Annotated in this window: 27 protein-coding genes and 1 rRNA gene; 18 read left to right on the top strand and 10 right to left on the bottom strand. The window is 54.0% G+C overall.

Annotated elements, in window-relative coordinates; all coding sequences use genetic code 11:
- From rrf to G6Q29_RS13865, 3 genes are all read left to right on the top strand, one after another.
- Positions 1 to 115 (top strand): 5S ribosomal RNA (gene rrf / locus G6Q29_RS13875).
- A gap of 128 nt (positions 116 to 243) precedes the next feature.
- A complete protein-coding gene (locus G6Q29_RS13870; RefSeq protein WP_165466042.1) occupies positions 244 to 696 on the top strand; it encodes a DUF4385 domain-containing protein in 453 nt (150 codons plus the stop codon).
- Positions 697 to 847: 151 nt separating this feature from the next.
- Positions 848 to 2155 carry an MFS transporter gene (locus G6Q29_RS13865; RefSeq protein WP_165466041.1) on the top strand — a complete coding sequence of 436 codons (1308 nt, stop codon included), beginning with the start codon at positions 848 to 850 and terminating at the stop codon, positions 2153 to 2155.
- On the opposite strand, the gene G6Q29_RS13860 is transcribed toward G6Q29_RS13865, so the two are convergent.
- The 5 genes from G6Q29_RS13860 to trxC form a co-directional block, all read right to left on the bottom strand.
- Positions 2152 to 2475: a YfiM family lipoprotein gene (locus tag G6Q29_RS13860; RefSeq protein ID WP_165466040.1), complete on the bottom strand. Its 324-nt coding sequence runs from the start codon at positions 2473 to 2475 to the stop codon at positions 2152 to 2154. The two genes, G6Q29_RS13865 and G6Q29_RS13860, sit on opposite strands and share 4 nt — an antisense overlap.
- A 45-nt stretch (positions 2476 to 2520) precedes the next feature.
- Entirely contained in the window at positions 2521 to 3876 is a 1356-nt protein-coding gene (gene pssA / locus G6Q29_RS13855) for a CDP-diacylglycerol--serine O-phosphatidyltransferase (protein WP_165466048.1), read from the bottom strand.
- 109 nt (positions 3877 to 3985) lie between these two features.
- On the bottom strand, positions 3986 to 6649 hold the full coding sequence (locus G6Q29_RS13850; protein WP_165466039.1) for a bifunctional acetate--CoA ligase family protein/GNAT family N-acetyltransferase: 2664 nt from the start codon (positions 6647 to 6649) through the stop codon (positions 3986 to 3988).
- A 35-nt stretch (positions 6650 to 6684) separates the two neighbouring features.
- Entirely contained in the window at positions 6685 to 7383 is a 699-nt protein-coding gene (tapT, locus tag G6Q29_RS13845) for a tRNA-uridine aminocarboxypropyltransferase (RefSeq protein WP_165466038.1), read from the bottom strand.
- Between the two features lie 70 nt (positions 7384 to 7453).
- Entirely contained in the window at positions 7454 to 7873 is a 420-nt protein-coding gene (trxC, locus tag G6Q29_RS13840; RefSeq protein WP_003860733.1) for a thioredoxin TrxC, read from the bottom strand.
- 204 nt (positions 7874 to 8077) lie between these two features.
- On the opposite strand from trxC, the gene G6Q29_RS13835 reads away from it, so the two are divergent.
- Positions 8078 to 9163, top strand: coding sequence for a tRNA/rRNA methyltransferase (locus tag G6Q29_RS13835; protein WP_165466037.1), 1086 nt, complete (start codon positions 8078 to 8080; stop codon positions 9161 to 9163).
- A 39-nt stretch (positions 9164 to 9202) separates the two neighbouring features.
- On the opposite strand, the gene ung is transcribed toward G6Q29_RS13835, so the two are convergent.
- Positions 9203 to 9892 (bottom strand): uracil-DNA glycosylase, encoded by a 690-nt coding sequence (gene ung / locus G6Q29_RS13830; RefSeq protein WP_165466036.1) that lies wholly within the window; start codon positions 9890 to 9892, stop codon positions 9203 to 9205.
- 314 nt (positions 9893 to 10206) lie between these two features.
- Between ung and grcA the strand changes: the two genes are divergently transcribed.
- On the top strand, positions 10207 to 10590 hold the full coding sequence (grcA, locus tag G6Q29_RS13825; RefSeq protein WP_003860727.1) for an autonomous glycyl radical cofactor GrcA: 384 nt from the start codon (positions 10207 to 10209) through the stop codon (positions 10588 to 10590).
- A gap of 52 nt (positions 10591 to 10642) precedes the next feature.
- Here the strand turns inward: grcA and srmB are convergent, their stop codons facing one another.
- Positions 10643 to 11971 (bottom strand): ATP-dependent RNA helicase SrmB, encoded by a 1329-nt coding sequence (gene srmB, locus G6Q29_RS13820; protein ID WP_165466035.1) that lies wholly within the window; start codon positions 11969 to 11971, stop codon positions 10643 to 10645.
- 132 nt (positions 11972 to 12103) lie between these two features.
- Between srmB and trmN the strand changes: the two genes are divergently transcribed.
- On the top strand, positions 12104 to 12841 hold the full coding sequence (gene trmN / locus G6Q29_RS13815) for a tRNA(1)(Val) (adenine(37)-N(6))-methyltransferase TrmN (RefSeq protein WP_165466034.1): 738 nt from the start codon (positions 12104 to 12106) through the stop codon (positions 12839 to 12841).
- On the opposite strand, the gene nadB is transcribed toward trmN, so the two are convergent.
- Positions 12826 to 14445 (bottom strand): L-aspartate oxidase, encoded by a 1620-nt coding sequence (gene nadB, locus G6Q29_RS13810; protein ID WP_165466033.1) that lies wholly within the window; start codon positions 14443 to 14445, stop codon positions 12826 to 12828. The two genes, trmN and nadB, sit on opposite strands and share 16 nt — an antisense overlap.
- Positions 14446 to 14870: 425 nt before the next feature.
- Between nadB and rpoE the strand changes: the two genes are divergently transcribed.
- From rpoE to acpS, 11 genes are all read left to right on the top strand, one after another.
- Positions 14871 to 15446, top strand: coding sequence for an RNA polymerase sigma factor RpoE (gene rpoE, locus G6Q29_RS13805; RefSeq protein WP_003860720.1), 576 nt, complete (start codon positions 14871 to 14873; stop codon positions 15444 to 15446).
- A gap of 31 nt (positions 15447 to 15477) precedes the next feature.
- On the top strand, positions 15478 to 16128 hold the full coding sequence (gene rseA, locus G6Q29_RS13800; RefSeq protein WP_003860719.1) for an anti-sigma-E factor RseA: 651 nt from the start codon (positions 15478 to 15480) through the stop codon (positions 16126 to 16128).
- Positions 16128 to 17081 carry a sigma-E factor regulatory protein RseB gene (gene rseB / locus G6Q29_RS13795; protein ID WP_126296777.1) on the top strand — a complete coding sequence of 318 codons (954 nt, stop codon included), beginning with the start codon at positions 16128 to 16130 and terminating at the stop codon, positions 17079 to 17081. Before rseA ends, rseB begins: the two co-directional genes overlap by 1 nt.
- Positions 17078 to 17554: a SoxR-reducing system protein RseC gene (gene rseC / locus G6Q29_RS13790; protein ID WP_165466032.1), complete on the top strand. Its 477-nt coding sequence runs from the start codon at positions 17078 to 17080 to the stop codon at positions 17552 to 17554. Before rseB ends, rseC begins: the two co-directional genes overlap by 4 nt.
- A gap of 185 nt (positions 17555 to 17739) precedes the next feature.
- Complete coding sequence (gene lepA / locus G6Q29_RS13785; protein ID WP_003860714.1) at positions 17740 to 19545, top strand: translation elongation factor 4; 1806 nt, start codon at positions 17740 to 17742, stop codon at positions 19543 to 19545.
- Positions 19546 to 19560: 15 nt separating this feature from the next.
- Positions 19561 to 20535, top strand: coding sequence for a signal peptidase I (gene lepB / locus G6Q29_RS13780; protein WP_165466031.1), 975 nt, complete (start codon positions 19561 to 19563; stop codon positions 20533 to 20535).
- A 223-nt stretch (positions 20536 to 20758) separates the two neighbouring features.
- Positions 20759 to 21439, top strand: coding sequence for a ribonuclease III (gene rnc / locus G6Q29_RS13775; protein WP_014071376.1), 681 nt, complete (start codon positions 20759 to 20761; stop codon positions 21437 to 21439).
- Positions 21436 to 22341, top strand: a complete 906-nt coding sequence (gene era, locus G6Q29_RS13770) for a GTPase Era (RefSeq protein ID WP_165466030.1) — start codon at positions 21436 to 21438, stop codon at positions 22339 to 22341. The genes rnc and era overlap by 4 nt, the downstream gene beginning before the upstream one ends.
- Positions 22342 to 22472: 131 nt before the next feature.
- Positions 22473 to 23180: a DNA repair protein RecO gene (gene recO, locus G6Q29_RS13765; protein ID WP_165466047.1), complete on the top strand. Its 708-nt coding sequence runs from the start codon at positions 22473 to 22475 to the stop codon at positions 23178 to 23180.
- Between the two features lie 75 nt (positions 23181 to 23255).
- Positions 23256 to 23987, top strand: coding sequence for a pyridoxine 5'-phosphate synthase (pdxJ, locus tag G6Q29_RS13760; RefSeq protein WP_165466029.1), 732 nt, complete (start codon positions 23256 to 23258; stop codon positions 23985 to 23987).
- Positions 23987 to 24367, top strand: coding sequence for a holo-ACP synthase (acpS, locus tag G6Q29_RS13755; protein WP_023295169.1), 381 nt, complete (start codon positions 23987 to 23989; stop codon positions 24365 to 24367). The genes pdxJ and acpS overlap by 1 nt, the downstream gene beginning before the upstream one ends.
- Here the strand turns inward: acpS and G6Q29_RS13750 are convergent.
- Positions 24364 to 24624, bottom strand: coding sequence for a YfhL family 4Fe-4S dicluster ferredoxin (locus G6Q29_RS13750; RefSeq protein WP_165466028.1), 261 nt, complete (start codon positions 24622 to 24624; stop codon positions 24364 to 24366). The two genes, acpS and G6Q29_RS13750, sit on opposite strands and share 4 nt — an antisense overlap.
- A gap of 56 nt (positions 24625 to 24680) precedes the next feature.
- Positions 24681 to 25529 (bottom strand): MurR/RpiR family transcriptional regulator, encoded by an 849-nt coding sequence (locus G6Q29_RS13745; RefSeq protein WP_165466027.1) that lies wholly within the window; start codon positions 25527 to 25529, stop codon positions 24681 to 24683.
- A gap of 118 nt (positions 25530 to 25647) precedes the next feature.
- Between G6Q29_RS13745 and murQ the strand changes: the two genes are divergently transcribed.
- Positions 25648 to 26544, top strand: coding sequence for an N-acetylmuramic acid 6-phosphate etherase (murQ, locus tag G6Q29_RS13740; RefSeq protein ID WP_165466026.1), 897 nt, complete (start codon positions 25648 to 25650; stop codon positions 26542 to 26544).
- Positions 26545 to 26548: the final 4 nt, after the last annotated feature.

The following is a 26548-nucleotide window of genomic DNA, read 5'->3' as shown; positions in this document are numbered from 1 at the left end:
CTGGCGGCTTTAGCGCGGTGGTCCCACCTGACCCCATGCCGAACTCAGAAGTGAAACGCCGTAGCGCCGATGGTAGTGTGGGGTCTCCCCATGTGAGAGTAGGGAACTGCCAGGCATCAATTAAGAAGAACCCCGTACCGAAAGGTGCGGGGTTTTTTGCTTTGAATGCGGAAAACATGCCGGATGGCAGCTTCGACTCATACGGCCTACAATTGTTAAAACAATTTTAGCAATGGTGCCGCTTTGACTCGTCCCTTTGATTATCAACAAGATTTTGCCAATATTAATTTTCGTGAACATCCCGAACGGTATCAGGTTGGCCGGGGTGAGCAGGGAGTATTAATGGTTGAGCCTTATAAAAGCGAAATCCTGCCGCACTGGCGTTATAAAAATGCTGAAGTCGCAGCGCGTTCGGCAGAAGAGATTTACGCCCTCTTTGAAGAATACCGCAGGAAAAACGATTTTGTAGGCATGGATATGGCGCGTAAATTCATACAGATGGGCTACACACGTGCCCGCCGATATGCAAATCATAAAGGCGGTAAAAAGTATGACGAGCAACGCCAGGTCAAACCCCTCGATCACGATCCAGTAAAAGCAGAAGCCGCTGCGGTATTTAAAACGTGGTGGGATAAAATTCGTGCCGATGATGATTATTTGCAGCGAAAAAAGGCGCACCAGCAAGCGTGGGGATAATTACTACGTCCGCTAATAATTCGATACCTGATCGAGTTCACAAAATTCAATGAAACATATTTGAAACATTTTATTTACCTAACGATTCGTTTTAAATCCGGTTTTACTGTTTGTGGGCAATGGCCCGAAATGTGAGCCAGAGGATTTTAAAATGACAGAAACCGTAGCCAGTGCAGATACGGATAATACCAATTTAGCAGGCAAGGATACTCGCCGCCGGGTTTGGGCAATCGTAGGAGCTTCATCGGGGAACCTTGTAGAGTGGTTTGATTTTTACGTCTATTCATTCTGTTCACTCTACTTTGCGCATATCTTTTTCCCGTCAGGGAACACCACAACCCAGCTTTTGCAAACCGCAGGCGTTTTTGCCGCCGGGTTCCTGATGCGTCCTATTGGCGGATGGTTGTTCGGCAGGATCGCGGACAGGAAAGGGCGCAAAACATCCATGCTCATCTCCGTATGTATGATGTGCGTCGGCTCGCTGGTGATTGCCTGCCTGCCCGGATATGACAGTATCGGAACATGGGCACCCGCGTTGTTGCTGCTGGCACGTCTTTTCCAGGGGCTGTCAGTCGGTGGCGAATACGGCACCAGTGCGACATACATGAGCGAAGTAGCGGTTGAAGGCCGAAAAGGTTTCTATGCATCATTCCAGTATGTGACGCTCATTGGCGGACAGTTGCTGGCGTTACTGGTTGTGGTGATCCTGCAACAAATCCTTAGCGATGAAGATTTGCGCGCCTGGGGCTGGCGCATCCCGTTTGCTATGGGCGCTGCCCTGGCGGTTGTTGCCCTGTGGTTACGCCGTCAGCTTGATGAAACCTCCCAGCAGGAGGTCAGAGCGCTGAAAGAAGCCGGTTCGATGAAAGGGCTGTGGCGAAACCGCAAAGCCTTTTTGATGGTATTAGGCTTTACCGCCGCAGGCTCGCTAAGCTTCTATACCTTCACCACCTATATGCAAAAATATCTGGTCAACACCACGGGCATGCATGCCAACGTTGCGAGCGTTGTCATGACGGTAGCGTTACTGGTCTTTATGCTCATCCAGCCGATTGTTGGCGCGCTGTCGGACAAAATAGGTCGCCGCACCTCCATGCTGATCTTTGGCGGCACGCTCACCCTGGGTACCGTTCCGCTTTTGACGGCGCTACAGCATACAACCTCTCCGTATGCCGCTTTCGCTTTGATTATGGTGGCACTTATTATTATCAGTTTTTACACGGCAATCAGCGGCATTTTGAAAGCGGAAATGTTTCCCGCACAGGTGAGGGCGCTGGGCGTAGGCCTTTCTTATGCGGTCGCAAACGCCCTGTTCGGCGGTTCGGCTGAGTATGTCGCACTATCCCTTAAGTCATGGGGCAGTGAAACGACCTTCTTCTGGTATGTCACCGTAATGGGAGCGCTGGCGTTTATTGTCTCGCTGATGCTGCATCGAAAAGGAAAAGGTATCCGCCTTTAATAATGCGCCATCTGCCAGACGGCGTAGCCGGTTGTTGCGCCGGCTACGTCCCAGGCAAAATCCTTCCAGCTCCAGCCGCTTCCTGAGGGGCGGCTATCCCAAAGCTCTTTTGATGCCCCCAGGCTGATGGAGAACATCAGGCCCATTGTGGCGCTTCGATCCCGGCTATACCCCTGGTGCATCGCATATTCATTACCCGCAGCGGACAACATTGCAGATGCCAGAAAGTGTTGAGCTTTATCCTGACCCGACCAGTTATCATTTGCCATATGGCTGCAACCGGTCAGGAAAAGAGGGATTATCAGGAAAGGCGTACGCATTAACAGACTCCATAAAAAAGCCCCGTCGATGACAGGGCCTGTGTATTACAGAATACGGCTGATGAGTCGATCGATACGGATCCGACGTAGACGGCGTATCAGCTTCCTGACTTTTACCGGATAATCAGCGATGCTTTGCAGATCGCGATAATGACGCACAACGGTAGTGTGGGTGCGTATAAGCTCCAGCTCACGATCGCGTTTCGCGGCTAACGCATGTTGAGGATCGTGAATAAGTATGGCGTTTTCTAAATCCAGGCGCCAGGCGCGTGGGTTCAGGTTATTACCGGTCAGCAGCATCCACTCTTCATCCACCCACATCCCTTTGAGGTGATAACTGTTGTCTTCATCTTTCCAGAGACGCACCACCAGCTGGTCCGTGTTCACATAGTACTGTAAACGGCTCAGGAAGCGGCGCAGGTTAATCTCATAGAGATAAGGCAGTGCGCCGATGATCTTGAAAGGCTGATCTTCCGGAATGAAAAAGTCGTTTGCCGTTTTATCCCCGACAATGATTTCCACCTTTTTACCATCACGCAGCAGCTGAATGATATTACGCACCAGAACGGCGGGAAGGTTGAAGTACGGGGTGCAGATGGTGAGCTTATGTTCTGCGCACGGCATCAAATGGAAGATAGTCTTGTTCAGGAGGCTCGATTTCCCCAGGCCAACCAAAGGCGTAACGGACAGCTCTTCATTATTCGCATCACCCTGGAAACGATAAACCGCATCGCGCAATTCCTGGCGGAAGGAGCGAACATCGTTTTTAATTTCCGGACTTTTTGGACGATGAGGATCGTCAAGACGGTGAACACCCCGGCCATGCACCAGATTTTTATCAACCCAGTTAAACATGATGTCGGCCATCTGCGGATTGCGGATCAGATGGTAGCGATCGTAACGGTATTTATCGAGCTGATGGAGATAAACATCATTCAGGCTGGCGCCGCTATAAAGGACGCTGTCATCAATGATAAATCCTTTAAAATGAAGAACGCCAAGCGCTTCACGGGTATTTACAGGTACGCCGTATACCGGGATATCAAGACCCGGATTTTCCTGGGCCGTGCGGCAATACCAGTCAGCATTGGTATTCGAGGCAACCGCACCAATACGGCCACGCTGAGCACGGTGCCAGTCAACCAGCACGCGAACATCCAGTTCCGGACGCTGACGTTTCGCTTCATAGAGCGCGTTAAGGATCGCACGCCCACCTTCATCTTGTTCAAGATAGAGCGCCACAATGCAAATACGTCGCGTAGCGCTGGCAATCTTTTCAAGAAGCGTCTCCCGGAAATGAGCGGGAGCATAAAAGAACTCTACATCATCAACTGACTGAGAAATCTTCGGTAGTTGAGCAAGGTGTTGTTGATGTTTATTACGCTTAAATTTTGACAACATCACAGTGCGTTTCTTCTCTGTTCATTGAAGGGTTGTCTGTACCAGGCAAACAACATAAGCGGACAATGATACCCCAGTGCCGCGAAAAGTGGGTAACATTTCCAGCAGCTTACTCTTGTTTATCCGTCGAAATCAGGCTGAGGGACAGAGAGACAATGCCTTCATCCAGCTGGATATCAACGTCAAAACCGAGCTTCCGCGCCAGGGTCACCATACCCCGATTGTTTGGCATAGTAATGCCATTCAGGCGTGACAATCCATGATCGCGCGTATAACCAATGAGTTTTTCGAGCAGCCGTCTGCCCAACCCCAAACCTTTAAGATCGGAACGCACCAGTACGGCAAACTCCGCATCCACGTTATCCGGGTCGGAAATGGCACGCGTCACGCCGAGAATCTCCTCTCCCGCTCCGGAACGGCGGACTGCCACAATCGCCATTTCTCGATCGTAGTCGATCTGGGTCATATTGGCTAAATCGTCGTGAGTAAATTCATTGATTTCGCTGAAATAGCGATAGTACAAATCTTCCTTCGTTACCTGCGAGATAAACGCCCGCAGCAGCGGCTCGTCTTCAGGCAGGATAGGGCGAAACAGCGCTCGTTCCCCATTTTTCATCTCCACCCACTCTTCCAGATGAAGAGGATAAGGACGAATGGCGAGACGGCTTTCCCGATCGCCGATAAACGGCGCAATATCCAGCGTCACGTCCAGCGCGGTAAATTCATTTCCGGAGGCAAGAAGGGGGTGGATATCCAGGCGCTGGATCTCCGCGCAGTCAACAATGAGGTTGGAGACCTTCACCAGGAACTGGCTTAACCCAGCGATATCAAGCGGCCTGAGAGCGCTTCTCCCGCGGATTTTTTTGCTTTTAATGGCCTGAATAATTAAATAACGCGCCAGGTTCATGTTCAGAGGGGGAAGCGCGACAACCGCCTGTTCTTCTGGTCGCCATTCAATGCCGCCTTCACCCAGCATAATGAGCGGACCAAAAACCGGATCGTGTTCGACAACCACGCGCAGCTCCTGCGCGCCCGCACGGTTAGCCATGCTCTGCACCAGCAGGCCGTGGATTCTGGCCTGTGGCCACGTCAATTTAACGCGATCGATAATGGCATCCGCGGCCTGTTGTACTTCTGTCGCGGTGCGCAGATACAGCATGACGCCCTGAACATCCGATTTGTGCGGAATATCGGGAGAGCGCAGCTTAAGCGCCACCGGGTAGCCAATCTGCTCAGCGATATGTACCGCCTCAGCGCTGTCGCCGGCAATCCAGGTGGGCAGGGTTTGCATCCCATAGCTGCCAAGAATGGGTTGCACTTCATGAGTATCAAGAGTAGTGGCGCCCTCTTCGATGGCCTGCTGCAATAGCCTGTGCATGTCCACCGAGTTTGCGGTGAGATTGCCCGGCAGGGCAGGCGTTTCACGCAGCTGCTTCTGGTTACGGCGGTATTCAACCATATGCATAAAAGCGGTAATGGTGCCCTCCGGGGTACGGTAGGTTGGCAACCCGGCTTCACTAAACAGACGCCGTGCCTCCTGCGAGGAGAACTCGCCGCACCAGTTGGTTAGTAAGGTGACGTATTTGCCTCGCGGATGGTTTCGGACAGCCTCAATCAGCGCACGCGCACTTTCGCTGCCTGGCGCAACCGCGCTGGGTGAATGGATAATCATCAGTGCATCAAAGTCCTGGCTATCCAGCAAAATCCTGATCGCCTTTATGTAACGATCGCTGCTGGCATCATCGCGTAGATCGAGAGGATTATCGGGAACAACGCTTCCTGGTAACGCGTCCCGCAGGCGCTGGAGCGTCTCTTCACCCAGCGTTGCCAGCTTGCCATTGCGTAGCCAGAGTTCGTCCAGCGCCAGTGCGGCGGGAGCGGCACCGTTGCTGACAATCATCAGCTTTTCACCGCGCAGGGGGCGCATGTGGCTTAACGTTTCGACGGCGGAAAAAAGCTCGTGCGTATCCTGCACCCGCAGTAAACCGGCGCGCTGGATCGCTGCATCCCATGCGGGATCCATCCCGGAACGGGAATGTAGCAGGCGCTGAGCCGCGGGGCTGCGCCCGCTTTTGATGACCAGAATCGGTTTATTACGCGATGCGCTACGCGACGCCGACACAAAACGACGGGCGTCGCTCAGGTGTTCAAGGTAGAGCAGGATAGCGCTGGTTTTACTGTCGCGCGCCAGGAAATCCAGCAGCTCATCGACGTCAATGTCCAGGCTGTCGCCGAGGGCGATGAAATAGGAAAAACCCATCTCACGCTGCTGCGCCCAGTCGAGGATGGTATTGGATACCGCAGCCGACTGTGAAATGAAGGCCAGTTTGCCTTTACGGATTGGAACCGGTGAGAAACTGGCATTTAGCCCTTGCCAGGGCGCAAGCAGGCCGAGGCTGTTTGGACCAAGAATGCGCATCTGGTAGCGGCTGGCGCAGGCCAGCAGTTCGGGCTGCTGTTCAGGAGGCGAGGAAAGAATAATGCAGGTTTTACAGCCTTTCTGACCGAGCGACTCAAGCAGTTCGAGGTTTCGTTTCGCATGTGTACAGAGCACGGCGAGATCGGGAACGAAAGGCAGGCTCTGCACATCTGGCCACGCCAGTACCCCCTGTACCGCCTTATAAGCGGGCGTAACGGGCATGACCGGGCCGTTAAACCCGCCAGCCAGCAGGTTACGCATCATTAGATACCCTGCGCGGTCCGGTTTCATCGAGGCGCCAATAACGGCAATGGATTTCGGACGGAGTAGCGCTTCTAACCCTCTCTGGCTCATGCAGGCCTCCCGTGAATGCAAGCGACCTGATGATTTTAAACGCTTTCTGTCTCTGTTGCTGTGACGCTACCCTTATGAACGGTTTTTCCCGCAAGATAACGTTCGCGGAAGCAGGAGAAGTGGGAGCCCAGCGCGCCGGCCGCCTGGGTATCGCCCGCCAGATCCAGTAGCGCAATGGCAACTTCAGCGGTGCAGTATTGACCGTCGGCATGTGCTTCACGTAAGCGATAGGCCGAAACGCGCGACAGATCGACGGAAATCACCGGCAGCGCATCAAGATAAGGGCTTTTGCGGAACATCTTTCTCGCTTCGGTCCAGGTGCCGTCGAGCATAATAAACAGCGGCGGCTTACCGGATGGTGGCGCCGTAAGCACCTGACGTTGTTTGCCTGCATATGATGCCGGGAAAACGACCATGGGCTGATAGTCCGGGCTTGCCACCAGGTCGAGCAGAGCCTGAGGTGGCTCAGTGCGCGACCACTGAAACGCTGCGGTGTTGGGCAGAATATCGGCGATCAAACGCCCCGTGTTGCTGGGCTTCATCGGTTCGGTATCGAACATGACCAGACAAAAGCGGCTTTTCGCCTCGCTCGGCGCAAGCGTTTCGCACAGGCACACCTTCAGCGGTAGAAGGCAGCGCTGGCAGCGGCGAATACGATTGCCTCGGGCCAGAAAAGGACGGGTGGCGCGCGCAAGGCGCTCGGCGCGTAATTGAAGTACAGCGTTATCAGTCATGGGCGAAAAGGCAGGAAAAACCCCATTTTCGCAGAGGAGAGAACGGGGCACAAGATATGCCCCGCGAATGTTACAGGGATTCGTTTAACCAACTGTCGAAAGGTGCCTTCGGTACTGCACCATTGAGCATGTCGATCACTTCACCGTTTTTGAAAATCATAATGGTTGGAATGCTGCGAATGCGAAAACGGGCGCTGAGTTCACGTTCCGCTTCGGTATTCACTTTAACAAAACGCATTTTCCCGCTGCGCTCTTCAGCCACGTCTTCGAAGATGGGCGCAAAGTTACGGCAGGGACCGCACCACGGTGCCCAAAAATCGACCACAACAGGCAGATCGTCCTTGAGGAGTTTGTCCAGCGTAGCACCCGTCGCGTTAATGACATCGCCATCAAATAATTCGTGGCCACAACGCCCGCATTTCGCACCGTCATCCATCCGATCGTCCGGAATGCGGTTTAGAGCCTGACAGTTGGCACATACGGTATTCATAACTAACCTCTGATAGAGCCGTGGAACAACGGCAGAACGCCGATAATGTTTCTGATATGTTACATATTATCAGTGAGCCTGTATGAAACGACAACGCGTTTTATTCAATGGGAACAATAGTCACAGGCTTTTGTACGAAATTATGGCTATGAGCTTGCACATCGGGTAATCTGCGCGCTTCGCGCAGCGCTGGTGGAGAAAAGCATGAACGACGAAATGAAAAACAAAAGCGGCAAGGTCAAAGTGATGTATGTCCGCAGTGATGATGACTCTGATAAACGCACCCAAAATCCGCGTACCGGAAAAGGTGGCGGGCGTCCGGCGTCTTCTCGTGCAGACGGTGGCCGTCGCCCCGCCCGCGATGACAGAAATAACCGCGGCGATGACCGCAAACGTGATGACCGTAAGCGTGACGATCGCAAGCGCGATGATTTTGTCCGCGACGGTGGATCGCCATGGCGTACCGTTTCTCGTGCACCGGGTGAAGAGGTGGCTGAAAAAGCCGATCACGGCGGTATCAGCGGAAAAAGCTTTATCGATCCGGAAGTGCTGCGACGTCAGCGTGCGGAAGAGACCCGTGTCTACGGCGAGAATGCCTGTCAGGCCCTGTTCCAGAGCCGCCCGGAGTGTATCGTTCGTGCATGGTTTATCCAGAGCGTGACTCCGCGCTTTAAAGAAGCGCTGCGCTGGATGGCGGCGAACCGCAAAGCCTACCACGTGGTTGACGATGCCGAGCTGACAAAAGCGTCCGGGACTGAACACCACGGCGGCGTCTGCTTCCTGATCAAAAAACGTAACGGCACTACCGTGCAGCAGTGGGTCAGCCAGGCGGATGCCGATGACTGCGTGCTGGCGCTGGAAGATGTGGGTAACCCGCATAACCTGGGCGCTATGATGCGTAGCTGCGCGCACTTTGGCGTGAAAGGCGTGTTGTTGCAGGATGCCGCGCTGCTGGAATCCGGTGCGGCAATCCGTACCGCGGAAGGTGGTGCAGAGCACGTTCAGCCGATCACCGGTGACAGCGTGCTGGAAGCCCTTGAGCAGTTCCGTAAAGCGGGCTACACCATTGTCACTACCTCAAGCCGTGCCGCTACGCCGCTGTTCAAAGCGACGTTGCCGCGCAAAATGGTGCTGGTGTTAGGCCAGGAGCGCGATGGTCTGTCTGATGCGGCCCTCTCCAGCGCTGACCTGAGCGTCTCTATCGACGGTACAGGCAACGTTGAAAGCCTGAACGTATCCGTTGCGACCGGCGTACTGCTGGCGGAATGGTGGCGTCAGAACAAGGCATAAGCCTTTTATGTGCCGGGCCTGACCCGGCACATTCAAACCCTACTCGCTCTCTGCCGGTAACACAGGCATCCAGTCAATTGGCTTTTCGCCGTGCTTTTCCAGCCACTCATTTGTCAGAACAAAATGATTACTGCCAAAGAAACCGCGGTGTGCAGACAGCGGCGACGGGTGCGGTGCCTTCAGCACGTGATGACGCTGACGATCGATAATCGCCCCTTTCTTTTGGGCATGCGAACCCCAGAGTAAAAACACGACGCCTTCACGATGCTCATTGATCAGGCTGATGACCTTATCGGTAAAGGTTTCCCAGCCCAAGCTGGCGTGGGAGTGCGCCTGGCCTGCACGAACCGTCAACACGGTGTTCAGCAACAGCACGCCCTGGCGCGCCCAGCTTTCCAGATAGCCGTGATTAGGGCGGGTGAAACCCTGAATCGTTCCTTCCAGCTCTTTATACATATTCAGCAGAGAAGGGGGAATGGCCACGCCCGGACGCACGGAAAATGCCAGTCCGTGAGCCTGCCCGGGACCATGGTACGGATCCTGCCCGAGTATAACCACCTTTACATCACTCAGTTCGGTGTAGCGGAAGGCGTTAAACACATCTTTCTGAGGCGGATAAATTGTCTGGCCGGCCTGCCGTTCAGCCGCAACGGTACTGAGGGTGTTAATAAAATAGGGCTGCTGCTTCTCTTCTGCCAGCACGTCATGCCAGGTTAAAGGTGTTGTCATCTCGCTCTCCTGCGAATCTCATTCTGTGTCTAGCTTACCTGCTAAACCCCAATGAGCAAAATTACTCGCAGCAAAGCAGGCTAAGTGTCTCAATTTATGTTGGAAAATTTACACGGCGGGCCGAATTGGTAAGTCTCAAAATTGATCTAAAACAAAAAACACAGACCACACTCTTTGTGTGGTTGGTGGTTTTGTTGATTTAAATCAATAAATCACGTGGGTCTGAATGTTATATATACACACAACAAACAATGGTTTTACCAATTGGCCGCAAAAGGCCAGCATCAGTTAATGTAGCCTAAGGGAGGCAACACATGATTACAGGTATCCAGATTACTAAAGCTGCAAATGACGATCTGCTGAACTCTTTCTGGCTGCTGGACAGCGAGAAAAACGAAGCGCGCTGTGTAGTAGCGAAAGCAGGTTTTGCGGAAGACGAAATCGTTCCGGTGAGCAAACTGGGCGAAATTGAATACCGTGAAATTCCAATGCAAGTGCAGCCAGAAGTACGTGTGGAAGGTGGTCAGCACCTGAACGTTAACGTCCTGCGTCGCGAAACGCTGATGGATGCCGTTGAGCATCCGGAAAAATACCCGCAGCTGACCATCCGAGTGTCTGGCTATGCGGTGCGTTTCAACTCTCTGACCCCGGAACAGCAGCGTGACGTTATCGCGCGTACCTTTACTGAAAGCCTGTAAGGTTTCAGCTTCGGGGGTGAAATAAAAAAGCCGGGAGATTCCCGGCTTTTTTTTACTCTTCCGTTTTCGTCTCTGGCACAGCAGAGCTTGGCTTACGGCGCTTACCAATATTTTTAGTATCGCGGTGGCGCTGTTTAACGCGCGGCTTCTCTTTTTCTTTCTCTTTTCTCTCAGCACGTTTCGCGAGCGCTTTCTTGGACGGTTTACCCGTCATTTTTTCACTTGGCGCACGTGTGGTCGGACGAAGTCCGTCAATCACGCGAGCTTTCAGCGGCTCATCAACGTAGCGGCCAATTTTCTGTAGCAGCAAATGGTCGTGCGCTTCTACCAGAGAGATAGCAATACCTTTGCGACCCGCACGGCCGGTACGACCAATACGGTGCAGGTAAGTATCACCGCTGCGCGGCATATCAAAGTTGATTACGTGGCTCACGTCCGGGATGTCGATCCCGCGGGCGGCAACGTCGGTGGCAACCAGCACATTCACGCGACCATCGGTCAGGCGCTTGATGCCTTCGGTACGCTTAACCTGCGCCATTTCACCTTCAAGATAGCAGTTGTTGATGCCGGCGTTGCGCAGCATTTCTGCCAGCTCATGCACGCGCTCGCGTTTGCGTACGAAGACGATGGTACGGGTTGCCTCTTCCTGCTTCAGCAGGTGTTTCAACAACTCAACCTTATGCTCAAGGTTATCTGCGCGGTAGTACCACTGGTGGATCTTCTTCCGCTCACGCGTCGATGGCGTAGCGGATACTTCTACCGGATCTTCCAGCAGACGTTCGGCGAAATCTTTAATGGCATCCCCTTCAAGGGTTGCTGAGAACAGCATGGTCTGGTTACGCCAGCGCGTTTCACCTGCGATGTGTTCGATATCCTGGGCAAAGCCCATGTCAAGCATGCGGTCAGCTTCATCGAGAATCAGCGTTTCCACCGCGCGGCAGTCGAAGTTCTCTTCTTTTATGTATTGCAGCAGACGGCCCGTCGTCGCGACAACGATATCCTGGTTTTCGCTGAATACTTCGGCGTGGTTCATATACGCTACGCCGCCAGTGATGGTCGCGATATCCAGATGGGTATTCGCCGCCAGCTCACGCGCGTGTTCGGCAACCTGCATCGCCAGTTCACGGGTCGGGGTCAGGATCAAAATGCGCGGCGGGCCTGATTTTTTACGCGGAAAGTCGAGCAAATGCTGCAACACAGGCAGCAAGTAGGCTGCTGTCTTCCCCGTGCCGGTTGGCGCAGAACCGAGCACATCGCGGCCCTCAAGCGCAGGCGGAATGGCCGCGGCCTGAATGGCGGTCGGGCGTGTAAAGCCTTTGCTCTCAAGTGCATTGAGCAGGCTTTCATCGAGTTCAAGTTCGGAAAAAGTCGTTACAGTCATGTTCTACCTCTGTGTGGGGCGCTGATTATAGACGTTACGGCTGTAATCTTCATCTGTTTGTATGGATATCGCTTTTCGACCACTTCGCTTTCCCCTATGCTACTCCCGTTTCACTCAGAAGGTTGCACTGACATGTCTCAACTCAAAGCGCAGTTGCGCCGCGATGGTTTTACGTTTAAACAGTTTTTTGTGGCGCACGATCGTTGTGCGATGAAAGTCGGTACAGACGGTATTTTACTGGGTGCATGGGCGCCTGTCGCTGGTGTAAAACGCATTCTGGATATTGGTACGGGCAGCGGACTACAGGCGCTGATGCTGGCGCAGCGAACGGAAGAACACGTCACGATCGACGCCGTTGAGCTTGATCCTCAGGCGTCCCGGCAGGCAAGTGAAAACGCAGCCGTCTCTCCGTGGGCAGAACGCATCAGGGTGGAATGTGCCGATGTGCTGACCTGGGCACCCGAGCAGACGGCGCGTTATGATTTGATTGTCAGCAATCCACCGTATTATACGCCTGGCGTGGAATGTGGAACGCCGGAACGCGAGCAGGCACGCTACACCGGCTCGCTCGATCACAAGGCGCTACTGACCAGTTCAGCGGATCTCATCTCGGAAGAGGGTTTTTTCTGCGTGGTCTTGCCTGAAAGCACCGGCAATACCTTCATTGAGATCGCACGGGAGATCGGCTGGAATTTGCGTCTTCGTACCGATATTTCGGATACGGAAGGGCGCTTACCGCACCGCGTGTTGTTGGCGCTCTCGCCCAAAGAAGGGGAGTGCTTTATCGACAGGATGGTCATTCGTGGGCCAGACCAGCGTTATTCCGAAGATTACACTGCCCTGACCCAGGCCTTTTATCTGTTTATGTGAGCCTGCGGAGACAATACCGACGGGCCGGAAACCTCCAGCGTGTCGGGATAGTCCAGCGTATAATGCAGCCCTCGACTCTCTTTGCGCATCATCGCACAGCGCACAATCAGCTCGGCTACCTGTACCAGGTTGCGCAGCTCCAGCAGATTATTGGAAACGCGGAAATTGGCGTAATATTCATCAATTTCCTGCTGCAACATCATGATACGGCGTAACGCGCGCTCCAGACGCTTCGTTGTGCGTACAATGCCGACATAATCCCACATGAAAAGCCGCAGCTCGTGCCAGTTATGCTGGATAACCACCCGTTCGTCCGGGTTCTCTACCCGGCTTTCATCCCAGGCCGGCAGGCGTGGGGACGGACGTGCATAGGATATGCGTTTTGTAATATCTTCCGCAGCCGACCACCCGAACACCAGACACTCCAGCAGCGAGTTGGAGGCCATGCGATTCGCCCCATGCAGGCCGGTGTAGCTGACCTCGCCGATCGCATACAAACCATCCACGTCGGTACGGCCGTGAGCGTCAACCATCACCCCGCCACAGGTATAGTGGGCGGCAGGCACAATCGGCACCGGATCGCGGGTTAGATCGATACCCAGACCCAGAAGCTTTTCGTAAATCATTGGGAAGTGCTGGCGAATAAAGTCTGCCGGTTGGTGGCTAATGTCCAGATACATACAGTCCACGCCAAGCTGCTTCATCTCATGGTCAATGGCGCGGGCCACAATATCCCGCGGTGCCAGCTCACCTCTGGGGTCGAAGTCCGGCATAAACCTGGAACCATCCGGACGCTTCAGATACGCCCCTTCGCCGCGTAACGCTTCCGTCAGCAGGAAGTTTCGCGCCTGCGGGTGGAACAGGGCGGTAGGATGGAATTGATTAAACTCCAGATTCGCCACGCGGCAGCCGGCGCGCCAGGCCATGGCGATACCGTCTCCGGAGGCGATATCTGGGTTAGTCGTGTACTGGTAAACCTTAGAGGCGCCGCCCGTCGCCAGCACAACGGCTTTTGCCTGGCAGGTTTCCACTTTTTCTTTATTACGATTCCATACCCATGCACCGACAACACGGCGCGTACCGGGCAGGCCGATCTTATCGGAAATAATCAGGTCGACGGCGTTGCTGCGCTCCAGCACCCTGATATTAGGATGGCTGAGGGCTTTGCTGACCAGCGTGGTTTCAACCGCTTTTCCGGTTGCATCAGCAGCGTGCAGAATACGGCGGTGGCTGTGCCCGCCTTCACGGGTAAGGTGATAGCTCTCTTCACCATTAGCCTGAACCTGCGTATCAAACAGCACGCCCTGGTCGATAAGCCATTGCACGCAGTGGCGGGCATTGCTGGCGACAAACTCTGCGGCATGCTTATCCACGATACCGGCGCCGGCAACCAGGGTGTCTTCTACATGCGAGGCAATGCTGTCCGTTTCATCAAACACGGCGGCAATCCCGCCTTGTGCATAGAAGGTGGAACCTTCGCTCATCGGCCCTTTACTTAGCACGATTACGTTATGATGTTCCGCCAGGCGTAGCGCAAGGGAAAGGCCGGCAGCACCGCTACCGATGATCAGTACATCACAATGAAGTTCAGGCGTCGTGTTCATGATGTTTGTTTAATTTACTAAACATGGTGCAGGGAGAATAGCATTGTGATGCGAGATATCGCACGTTTTTTTTGATGTCTGTTGCAATGACTAAACGTAAGGTCGGAAGGCAAATCTGCGCTAAACGACCGGAAATATTTTGCGAAGCAGATCGTTAGCTTCAGATTTTGTGGTGAAATAAAGCCTGTGTTGCGTTACTCTTCTGACGATAAAGTTGATGATTCTTGTCAGAAAGCGGGTGCGTATCGTGAACAGACTTATAATGAGAGAAAATGAACGGTCTGCGGCGCGATGAACAAAAACAAAGGCGTTACGGAACTTATTGAAGAACAGACACTCTAATTCGGTGCTTGCTCAAAGTGCAATGTTGTTAGAGTGGCGTTTCGATAACGCGTGGAATTTGGTTTGGGGAGACATTACCTCGGATGAGCGAGCAGTTAACGGACCAGGTCCTGGTTGAACGGGTCCAGAAGGGAGATCAGAAAGCTTTTAACCTACTGGTGGTGCGCTACCAGCATAAGGTAGCGAGTCTGGTTTCCCGCTATGTACCGTCAGGCGATGTTCCTGATGTGGTACAAGAGTCTTTTATTAAGGCCTATCGCGCGCTGGATTCATTCCGGGGGGATAGTGCTTTTTATACCTGGCTGTATCGTATTGCAGTCAATACGGCTAAGAATTATTTGGTTGCTCAGGGCCGTCGTCCGCCTTCAAGTGATGTTGATGCTATCGATGCAGAAAACTTCGAAAGTGGCGGCGCGCTGAAAGAAATTTCGAACCCTGAGAACTTAATGTTGTCAGAAGAACTGAAACAAATCGTTTTTCGCACGATCGAGTCGCTCCCGGAAGATTTACGCATGGCAATTACGTTACGGGAGCTGGATGGCCTAAGCTATGAAGAGATAGCTGCCATCATGGATTGTCCGGTCGGCACGGTTCGTTCACGAATTTTCCGTGCGCGAGAAGCCATTGATAATAAAGTTCAACCGCTTATCAGGCGTTGACGATAGCGGGATACTGGAAAAGGTATTAGGCATGCAGAAAGAAAAACTTTCCGCTTTAATGGATGGTGAAACGCTGGATAATGAGCTGCTCGATGAGTTGTCTCATTCTCCCGAAATGCAACAGACCTGGGAGAGCTATCATCTTATCCGCGACACTCTACGCGGTGATACCAGCGAGGTTCTCCATTTCGATATCTCAGCACGCGTTATGGCGGCCATTGAGAACGAACCTGTTCATCAGACCACGCCGCTGATTCCTGAAGCGCAGCCTGCACCTCACCAGTGGCAGAAAATGCCGTTCTGGCACAAGGTGCGTCCATGGGCCAGCCAGCTCACCCAGATGGGGGTCGCTGCGTGCGTATCGCTTGCAGTTATCGTTGGGGTCCAGCACTATAATACTCAGTCTGAAGCCAATCAGCAGCCTGAAGCGCCAGTGTTCAATACGCTGCCGATGATGGGTAAAGCCAGCCCGGTTAGCCTGGGCGTACCGGCAGATGCCTCCGCAAGCGGCGGACAGCAACAGCAGGTACAGGAGCAGCGTCGTCGCATTAATGCGATGTTGCAGGATTACGAGTTGCAGCGTCGTCTGCACTCCGAGCAGCTTCAGTTTGAGCAGGCCCAAACCCAGCAGGCTGCGGTACAGGTGCCAGGAAACCAAACTTTAGGAACGCAATCGCAGTAATGAAGCAACTTTGGTTCGCCATGTCTTTGATGGCGGGTAGCCTGTTCTTCTCTGCTAACGCCTCGGCTGATGTTTCATCCGGGGCGTTGTTGCAGCAAATGAATCTGGCCAGCCAGTCACTCAATTACGAGTTGGCATTTATCAGCATCAATAAGCAGGGTGTCGAATCGTTGCGCTATCGCCACGCCCGCCTTGATAATCAGCCGCTCGCCCAGCTTTTACAGATGGATGGCCCGCGTCGGGAAGTGGTCCAGCGTGGGAATGAAATCAGCTATTTCGAGCCAGGCCTTGAGCCATTTACGCTCAATGGCGACTACATTGTTGATTCCCTGCCGTCGCTCATTTATACCGATTTTAAACGTCTCGCTCCCTATTATGATTTTATCTCGGTGGGGCGAACGCGTATTGCTGACAGGCTGTGCGAAGTGATCCGCGTTGTCGCGCGGGATGGAACTCGTTACAGCTATATCGTCTGGATCGACGCCGAAACGAAGCTGCCAATGCGTGTTGATCTGCTCGATCGCGACGGTGAAACGTTGGAACAGTTCCGCGTGATCTCTTTCGACGTTAACAATCAGGTTGGCAACAGCATGCAGAATTTGGCCAAAGCCAGCCTGCCGCCTTTGCTTTCCGTGCCTGCCGGCGATTCTGTCAATTTTAACTGGGTACCATCCTGGATCCCGCAAGGGTTCAGCGAAGTTTCCAGCAGCCGTCGCCAGCTGCCGACCATCGAAACTCCAGTTGAGTCGCGACTCTATTCCGATGGGCTTTTTAGCTTCTCAGTGAATATTAATCGCGCTACGGCGAACAGTTCCGAACAGATGCTCCGTACCGGTCGCCGGACGGTCAGCACGACGGTGCGCGATAATGCGGAAATTACCATTGTAGGTGAATTACCGCCGCCAACGGCAAAACGTATTTCAGACAGCATTAAATTCAGGGCTGCGCAATGATAAAAGAGTGGGCCACGGTCCTATCCTGGCAGGATGGCGTAGCGCTTGTCAGCTGTGACGTTAAAGCATCATGCAGCAGCTGCGCTTCGCGAGCCGGTTGCGGCAGCCGCGTGTTGAATAAGCTGGGGCCGCAAACGTCGCACACTATTGCTGTGCCGAGCGCTCACCCGCTGGTGGCAGGGCAAAAAGTGGAGCTCGGCATCGCTGAAGGTAGCCTGCTCACTTCCGCCATGCTGGTTTACCTTTCTCCGCTCGCAGGCCTGTTCGTGATGGGCGGTATTTTCCAGGTGCTGTTCGGCACAGATTTGGCCGCCATGTGCGGGGCCGCTTTGGGCGGCGTGGGCGGGTTCTGGCTTGCTAAAGGCGTTTCCCCGAGGCTTGCCGCCCGGGAAGCGTGGCAGCCCGTCATCCTCAGCGTTGCACTGGCACCCGACCAACTTCGTGTTGAGACGCTCTCTTCTGAGGCCCGGTGATCTGCCGGGCTTTATTATTATTTACATCGCAATAGCGAAAACGCTGTCTCTTCGCGCTATACCTGGCTTTAAGTGCATTTCCAGCAGACGAGGATGTAGTGTAGAATGCTGCGTTTTCGCACTGAAAAACGTCAGGCTAAGAACAGCGGCCTCCAGGAATTCGTAAGGCATAATTATTTAACTATATGAAGAACATACGTAACTTTTCGATCATTGCTCACATTGACCACGGTAAGTCGACGCTGTCTGACCGTATTATCCAGATTTGCGGTGGCCTGTCTGATCGTGAAATGGCAGCCCAGGTTCTGGACTCCATGGACCTGGAACGCGAACGCGGTATTACCATCAAAGCGCAGAGCGTGACGCTCGACTATAAGGCTTCCGATGGTGAAACCTATCAGCTGAACTTTATCGACACCCCAGGGCACGTTGACTTCTCTTATGAAGTGTCACGCTCGCTGGCGGCCTGCGAAGGCGCGCTGCTGGTGGTGGATGCCGGGCAGGGCGTAGAGGCCCAGACGCTGGCAAACTGCTACACCGCTATGGAAATGGATCTCGAAGTGGTGCCGGTTTTGAATAAAATCGACCTGCCAGCCGCCGATCCTGAACGCGTCGCGGAAGAGATTGAAGACATCGTCGGTATTGATGCGACTGACGCAGTGCGCTGCTCGGCGAAAACCGGCGTAGGCGTTCCGGATGTACTCGAACGTCTGGTGCGTGACATTCCGCCTCCGGAAGGCGACCCGGATGCGCCGCTACAGGCGCTGATCATCGATTCCTGGTTTGATAACTACCTGGGCGTTGTCTCGTTGGTGCGTATTAAAAACGGCACCATGCGTAAAGGCGACAAAATCAAGGTCATGAGCACCGGACAGGTCTACAACGCCGATCGTCTGGGCATCTTCACGCCAAAACAGGTTGACCGTACCGAACTGAAATGCGGCGAAGTGGGTTGGCTGGTCTGTGCAATTAAAGACATCCTCGGCGCGCCAGTGGGCGATACCCTGACCGGCGCACGTAACCCGGCAGATAAAGCGCTGCCAGGCTTCAAAAAGGTGAAACCGCAGGTTTATGCGGGTCTGTTCCCGGTCAGCTCTGACGATTACGAAAACTTCCGCGATGCGCTCGGAAAGCTGAGCCTCAACGATGCCTCCCTGTTCTACGAGCCAGAAAGCTCAACGGCGCTGGGCTTTGGCTTCCGCTGTGGCTTCCTCGGCCTGCTGCACATGGAGATCATTCAGGAACGTCTGGAGCGTGAATACGATCTGGATCTGATCACCACCGCCCCGACGGTTGTCTACGAAGTAGAAACCACGTCGAAAGAGGTGATCTACGTCGACAGCCCGTCCAAGCTCCCGCCGCTGAATAATATTCAGGAACTGCGCGAGCCTATCGCAGAGTGTCACATGCTGCTGCCACAGGAGTTCCTCGGCAACGTAATCACCCTGTGTATTGAGAAGCGTGGCGTGCAGACCAACATGGTTTATCACGGTAACCAGGTGGCGCTGACCTATGAAATTCCGATGGCAGAAGTGGTGCTCGACTTCTTCGACCGTCTGAAGTCTACCTCCCGTGGCTATGCGTCGCTGGACTACAACTTCAAACGCTTCCAGGCCTCGAACATGGTTCGTGTGGACGTGCTGATCAACGGCGAGCGTGTGGATGCGCTGGCGCTGATTACCCACAACGATAACGCGCCGTACCGTGGTCGTGAGCTGGTTGAGAAGATGAAAGATCTGATCCCGCGTCAGCAGTTTGACATTGCGATTCAGGCGGCCATTGGTAACCACATCATTGCCCGTTCAACCGTGAAGCAGCTGCGTAAAAACGTTCTGGCTAAGTGCTACGGCGGCGACGTCAGCCGTAAGAAAAAGCTGTTGCAGAAGCAGAAAGAAGGTAAGAAGCGTATGAAGCAGGTCGGTAACGTTGAGCTGCCGCAGGAAGCATTCCTTGCCATCCTTCACGTTGGTAAAGACGGTAACGGTAAATAACCTTAAGGAGTTGGCATGGCGAACATGTTTGCCCTGATCCTGGTCATCGCTACCCTGGTGACAGGTCTGTTGTGGTGCGTGGATAAGTTTATCTTCGCCCCAAAACGCCGTGAACGTCAGGCTGCCGCGCAGGCAGCCACAGGCGATGAACTGGACGCGAAAACCCTGAAAAAAGTCGGCCCAAAACCGGGCTGGCTGGAGACAGGAGCATCGGTATTCCCGGTGCTGGCGATTGTGCTGGTGGTGCGTTCATTTATCTATGAACCGTTCCAAATCCCGTCAGGATCGATGATGCCAACGCTGCTGATTGGTGATTTTATTCTGGTTGAAAAGTTTGCCTATGGCATCAAAGATCCGATCTACCAGAAAACGCTGATCGAAACGGGTCATCCGAAACGTGGCGACATCGTGGTGTTTAAATATCCGGAAGATCCGCGGCTGGATTATATTAAACGCGCGGTAGGTCTGCCGGGCGATAAAGTGACCTACGATCCGGTGGCGAAAGAGGTGACCATTCAGCCTGGCTGTAGCTCTGGCACCGCATGTGAAAATGCGCTGCCAGTGACGTACTCCAACGTTGAGCCAAGTGATTTTGTGCAAACCTTCGCTCGTCGTAACGGCGGTGAAGCGACCAGCGGGTTCTTCCAGGTGCCCAAAGATGAATCCAAAGAGAACGGCATTCGTCTGGTTGAGCGTAAAGAGACGCTGGGCGATGTCACTCATCGTATTCTGACCGTGCCTATCGCGCAGGATCAGCTGGCAATGTACTACCAGCAGCCGGGCCAACAGCTGGCAACCTGGATTGTGCCGCCGGGACACTACTTCATGATGGGTGACAACCGAGATAACTCTGCGGACAGCCGTTACTGGGGCTTTGTGCCGGAAGCAAATCTGGTCGGTAAAGCAACCGCTATCTGGATGAGTTTTGAGAAGCAGGAAGGCGAGTGGCCGACCGGCGTTCGCCTGAATCGTATTGGCGGAATTCATTAATATTCGTCAAAAATAACACGTAGCGGCTTTTATTCGCCGCTACGTGAATTATTTCAGCGATAAATCTCTTTGAACTAACGACATCCCCTGTCGTTGTGTATAGAATATTCCCCCGAAGTTTAAGGTTGGCCCTGCAAGGGTGCCACGGCACACGAAACCGCGTTGGTTTTCTCAGGTCGGTTTCGTGTGCTGCATTTTTGACGCATTCATTTATTGGTATCGCATGAACCCCATCGTAATTAATCGGCTTCAACGGAAGCTGGGCTACACTTTTCAGCATCAGGAGTTGTTGCAACAGGCATTAACCCATCGCAGTGCCAGCAGCAAACATAATGAGCGTCTTGAGTTTTTAGGCGACTCTATTTTAAGTTTCGTGATTGCAAATGCGCTTTATCATCGTTTTCCGCGTGTGGACGAAGGTGATATGAGCCGCATGCGCGCCACGCTGGTGCGCGGCAATACCCTCGCCGAAATCGCACGCGAGTTTGAGCTGGGTGAATGTCTGCGTCTGGGACCGGGCGAACTGAAAAGCGGTGGATTCCGTCGTGAATCCATCCTTGCCGATACGGTCGAGGCATTAATCGGTGGTGTGTTCCTGGACAGCGATATCCAGACCGTAGAAAAGCTGATCCTGAACTGGTATCAGACCCGCCTGGACGAAATCAGCCCGGGCGATAAACAAAAAGATCCGAAAACGCGTTTGCAAGAATATTTGCAGGGTCGTCATCTGCCGCTGCCATCCTATCTGGTGGTGCAGGTGCGTGGCGAAGCGCACGATCAGGAATTTACCATCCATTGCCAGGTCAGTGGCCTGAGTGAACCGGTGGTCGGCACGGGTTCAAGCCGTCGTAAGGCTGAACAGGCTGCCGCCGAACAGGCGTTAAAAATGCTGGAGCTGGAATGAGCGAAGAAAAAACCTACTGCGGATTCATTGCCATCGTCGGACGTCCGAACGTTGGCAAATCCACCCTGTTGAATAATCTGCTTGGGCAGAAGATCTCTATCACCTCGCGTAAGGCGCAAACCACGCGTCACCGCATCGTCGGTATCCATACTGAAGGCGCGTATCAGGCGATCTACGTCGATACCCCCGGCCTGCACATGGAAGAGAAGCGTGCCATTAACCGTCTGATGAACAAGGCGGCGAGCAGCTCGATTGGCGACGTAGAGCTGGTCATTTTCGTTGTGGAAGGCACCCGCTGGACGCCGGACGACGAAATGGTCCTGAACAAGTTGCGTGACGGCAAAACGCCGGTGATCCTCGCGGTCAATAAAGTGGACAACGTGCAGGAAAAAGCCGATCTGTTGCCGCACCTGCAATGGCTGGGCAGCCAGATGAACTTCCTGGACATCGTCCCGCTGTCTGCGGAAACGGGTCTGAACGTTGATACCATCGCGGGCATCGTGCGTAAGCATCTGCCGGAAGCGATTCATCACTTCCCGGAAGACTACATCACCGATCGCTCTCAGCGTTTTATGGCGTCTGAAATCATCCGTGAGAAGCTGATGCGATTCCTGGGCGCTGAACTGCCGTACTCTGTGACGGTGGAGATCGAGCGTTTCCAGAGCAACGAGCGTGGCGGCTACGATATTAACGGTCTGATCCTCGTTGAGCGTGAAGGGCAGAAGAAGATGGTGATCGGCAATAAAGGCGCCAAGATCAAAACTATCGGAATCGAAGCCCGTAAAGACATGCAGGACATGTTTGAAGCACCGGTTCACCTGGAACTGTGGGTGAAAGTGAAATCTGGCTGGGCCGATGATGAGCGTGCGCTGCGCAGCCTCGGTTACGGCGAAGACCAGTAGTTCTCATACGCTATGGCTTTCGAGGTGCAGGAAGGCGGCAAGGCCGCGAATCCCCGGGAGCTTACTCCAGTATGTGACTGGGGTGAACGGGCGCAGCCAACGCGCCTGCAACTTGAAAGACGACGCGTATGATGGATGGATGGCAGCGCGCCTTCGTCCTGCATAGTCGCCCCTGGAGCGAAACCAGCCTGATGCTGGACGTCTTCACGGAAGAGTCCGGTCGCGTGCGCCTTGTTGCCAAAGGCGCACGTTCCAGGCGTTCTAATCTCAAAGGTGCCCTACAGCCTTTCACCCCACTGCTGGTCCGCTTTGGCGGGCGAGGGGAAGTCAAAACCCTGCGCAGTGCTGAAGCTGTCTCCCTGGCGCTTCCGCTTTCTGGTATTACGCTCTACAGCGGCTTGTATGTTAACGAACTCATCTCACGGGTTCTTGAACATGAGACCCGCTTCTCTGAACTTTTCTTTGATTACCTGCACTGTATTCAGTCACTTGCTGGCGCTGCCTGCACCCCTGAGCCTGCGCTGCGTCGTTTTGAACTGGCGCTGCTCGGGCACCTTGGTTACGGCGTCGATTTTCTGCACTGTGCGGGAAGCGGAGACGAGGTAGAAGATACCATGACCTATCGCTATCGTGAGGAAAAGGGCTTTATTGCCAGCGTTGTCGTCGATAACAGCACCTTTACCGGACGTCAGCTCAGAGCACTGTATGAACGCGAGTTCCCGGACGCCGACACCCTGCGTGCGGCAAAACGCTTTACCCGAATTGCGCTCAAGCCTTATCTTGGGGGCAAGCCCTTAAAGAGCCGCGAATTATTCAGGCAGTTTATGCCGAAACGCTAATGTTTTACCCCTCACCCCAGCCCACTCCCGGAGGGAGAGGGAGAAGGTAAATGAACATAAATACCGAGGATTGTCATGGCTGAATTACTGTTAGGCGTCAACATCGACCACATTGCCACGCTGCGTAATGCTCGCGGCACGGCTTACCCTGATCCGGTTCAGGCGGCATTTATCGCCGAGCAGGCTGGGGCCGACGGCATCACCGTCCACCTGCGTGAAGATCGTCGCCACATCACCGATCGTGACGTGCGCATCCTGCGCCAGACGCTGGATACCCGCATGAATCTGGAGATGGCGGTCACCGAAGAGATGCTGACCATTGCCTGCGAGACCAAACCGCATTTCTGCTGCCTGGTGCCGGAAAAGCGTCAGGAAGTGACGACCGAAGGCGGTCTGGACGTGGCGGGGCAGCTCGATAAAATGCGCGATGCCTGCAAACGCCTGGCGGAGGCCGGTATCCTGGTTTCCCTGTTTATCGACGCTGATTTTGCCCAGATTAAAGCGGCTGCTGATGTGGGCGCACCGTATATTGAAATCCACACCGGCTGCTATGCCGATGCCAAAAACGACGCAGCGCAGGCGAAAGAGCTGGAGCGAATCGCCAAAGCGGCAACCTACGCCGCAAGCCTGGGGCTGAAGGTTAACGCCGGGCACGGTCTGACCTATCACAACGTAAAAGCCATCGCAGCCCTGCCGGAAATGCACGAGCTGAACATCGGCCACGCCATTATTGGTCGTGCAGTGATGAGCGGCCTGAAAGAGGCGGTTTCCGAGATGAAGCGCCTGATGCTGGAAGCGCGTCAGTAATGGCCATTCTGGGTTTAGGCACCGATATCGTTGAAATAGCCCGTATTGAAGCGGTGATCGCCCGCAGCGGCGATCGCCTCGCAAGACGCGTGCTGAGCGACAACGAATGGGCTATCTGGGAGACCCATCAGCAACCGGTGCGCTTTCTGGCAAAGCGTTTCGCGGTAAAAGAGGCGGCGGCGAAAGCGTTTGGCACAGGTATTCGTAACGGGCTGGCGTTTAATCAGTTTGAAGTGTTTAACGATGAGCTGGGTAAGCCGCGTCTGCGCTTATGGGGCGAAGCGCTTAAGCTGGCGGAAAAGCTGGGCGTGGCGCACATGCACGTTACGCTTGCAGATGAACGCCACTACGCCTGTGCGACGGTGATTATCGAGAGTTAAATTTTGTCCGCGTGGTGCAGCATGACAAACTTATCCCAGAGCTGTTCTTCATTCTCGACGTGCGCCGGATCTTTTAAGATCGTATTGGGGATAGGACACACTTTCTGGCAGGTCGGCGTTTCATAGTGACCGATGCATTCGGTGCAGCGGTCGCTGTTAATCTCATAAATGCTGTCGCCCATCGAAATCGCCTGGTTCGGGCATTCGGGTTCGCACATATCGCAATTGATACATTTTTTGGTGATTAACAGCGCCATCGGGAAATTCTCAGAAACATCACAAACAGGGCGGGCATTATACGCTCATTCCCTGCTCAAACCAGTCTTTTTACCAGCTCTTCGCTGTGACGAATGCGCTCTGGCGCATGCTCCAGATCCTGTTGAACCAACGCCATAAATAGCAGGTCCGTCAGCATCATCTGCGCACTCGTCGACGAAATAGCCGCGCTGCGCGTGGCCTGCTCCTCGGCAATAGTATACAGACAGCGGGTTGCTCGCTGCTGGAGTGCATTCGGGCTAAAACCGGTGATCGCCAGAATTTTTCCCCCTGCGCGCAGAGCTTCGTCGGTAGCCATGTTAATTTCGCGGCGCTCGCCGGAATAGGAGATAGCCAGCAGTAAATCGTCAGGATCCATGGCCTGCACGGTCGCCAGCAGCGCGTGCATATCCTGTTCAACAATGGCGTTATAGCCAATTTTTGTCAGCTTCCAGCCAAAATTACGCGCAACCAGCCCGGAGGCGCCGATCCCGGTCAACACAATACGCCGCGCGTCGCGAAGCATGGCTACGCTTTCCAGCAGCTTCTCTTCGGTGTTCACATCCAGCGTGGCATGCATCGCCGCCACGTTCTCCTTGATCAGCTTCTCGCCGACCAGACGCATCGGATCGTCGCCACGGATCTGGTTATGCACCGGCATTGACTGCGGATTTGGGTTGCTCACCAGGGCTTCGCTGATTGCCAGTTTTAGCGCCGGAAAGCCCTTATAACCTATCTTCTGGGCAAATTTCACCACGCTCGACTGACTCACCCCGGCTTCGCCTGCCAGCTGCTGAGAGCTGAGGTGTCGCGCGCGATCGGGCTGGGAAAGTAAAAAATCCGCCAGCTTTTTGTCACTCTGGGCAAACCCTGCGTAGCGCTGGCGAATACGAATTAAACAGTTCATACGGTCTCCTGGCGAAAATGTGATTACCCGCGCAAATACGAATTTTGCTCGCCTGAATGAATTTTATATTCCATTATAGTGCGTTTATTATGAATTAAAAATTCCAGAGGTGAATAACATGAATCTAGGCTCTCTTGTGTCAGAAACGCGTAACCCGCAAACCATGGATCTTGATGCACTATCCACGCTGGAGCTGGTAAACCGCTTTAATCAACAGGATACCCTCGTCGCGCTGGCAGTCAAAGAGACATTGCCTGAGGTGGCGAAAGCCGTAGACGCCGCGGCCGACGCCCTGAAAGCAGGAGGACGTATTATTTATATGGGGGCGGGTACCAGTGGACGCCTCGGTGTACTGGATGCCTCAGAGTGTCCGCCGACATTTGGCGTTCCGCACGGTCTGGTCGTTGGTCTGATTGCCGGTGGCCCCGGCGCGCTGCTGAAAGCGGTAGAAGGGGCAGAAGACAATAAACAGCTTGGGGAAGATGATCTTAAGGCGCTGAACCTGACCGCGCAGGATCTGGTCGTCGGGTTAGCGGCTTCTGGCCGTACGCCGTATGTCATTGGTGGACTGGAATACGCCAGACAGACGGGGTGTACCACGGTGGCCATCTCCTGTAATCCGGGCTCGCCGATTGCGCAGGTGGCCGCCATTGCCATCTCCCCGGTTGTCGGGCCTGAAGCGTTGACCGGTTCGACACGGTTGAAATCGGGTACCGCACAGAAGCTGGTGCTCAATATGATCTCCACCGGCGCGATGGTGAAATTTGGCAAGGTTTATCAAAACCTGATGGTGGATATGCAGGCCACCAACATCAAGCTGGTGGACAGGGCATGTCGCATGGTGATGGAAGCGACGGGGGCCGGTCGTGAAGACGCTGAAAAAGTACTTCAGCAGACCGCTCACGATGTTAAACCGGCCATTCTGATGATATTAACCGGGCTGGATGCAGCCGCGGCCAGAGCCAGGCTCGAAGCCCATCACGGGTTTTTACGGGCGGCATTGGAACACGAATAAGAGG

This window comes from Enterobacter cloacae (genome assembly GCF_011078175.1).
GTDB lineage: Bacteria > Pseudomonadota > Gammaproteobacteria > Enterobacterales > Enterobacteriaceae > Enterobacter > Enterobacter cloacae_Q.
This window is presented reverse-complemented; position numbering and strand designations above follow the sequence as displayed.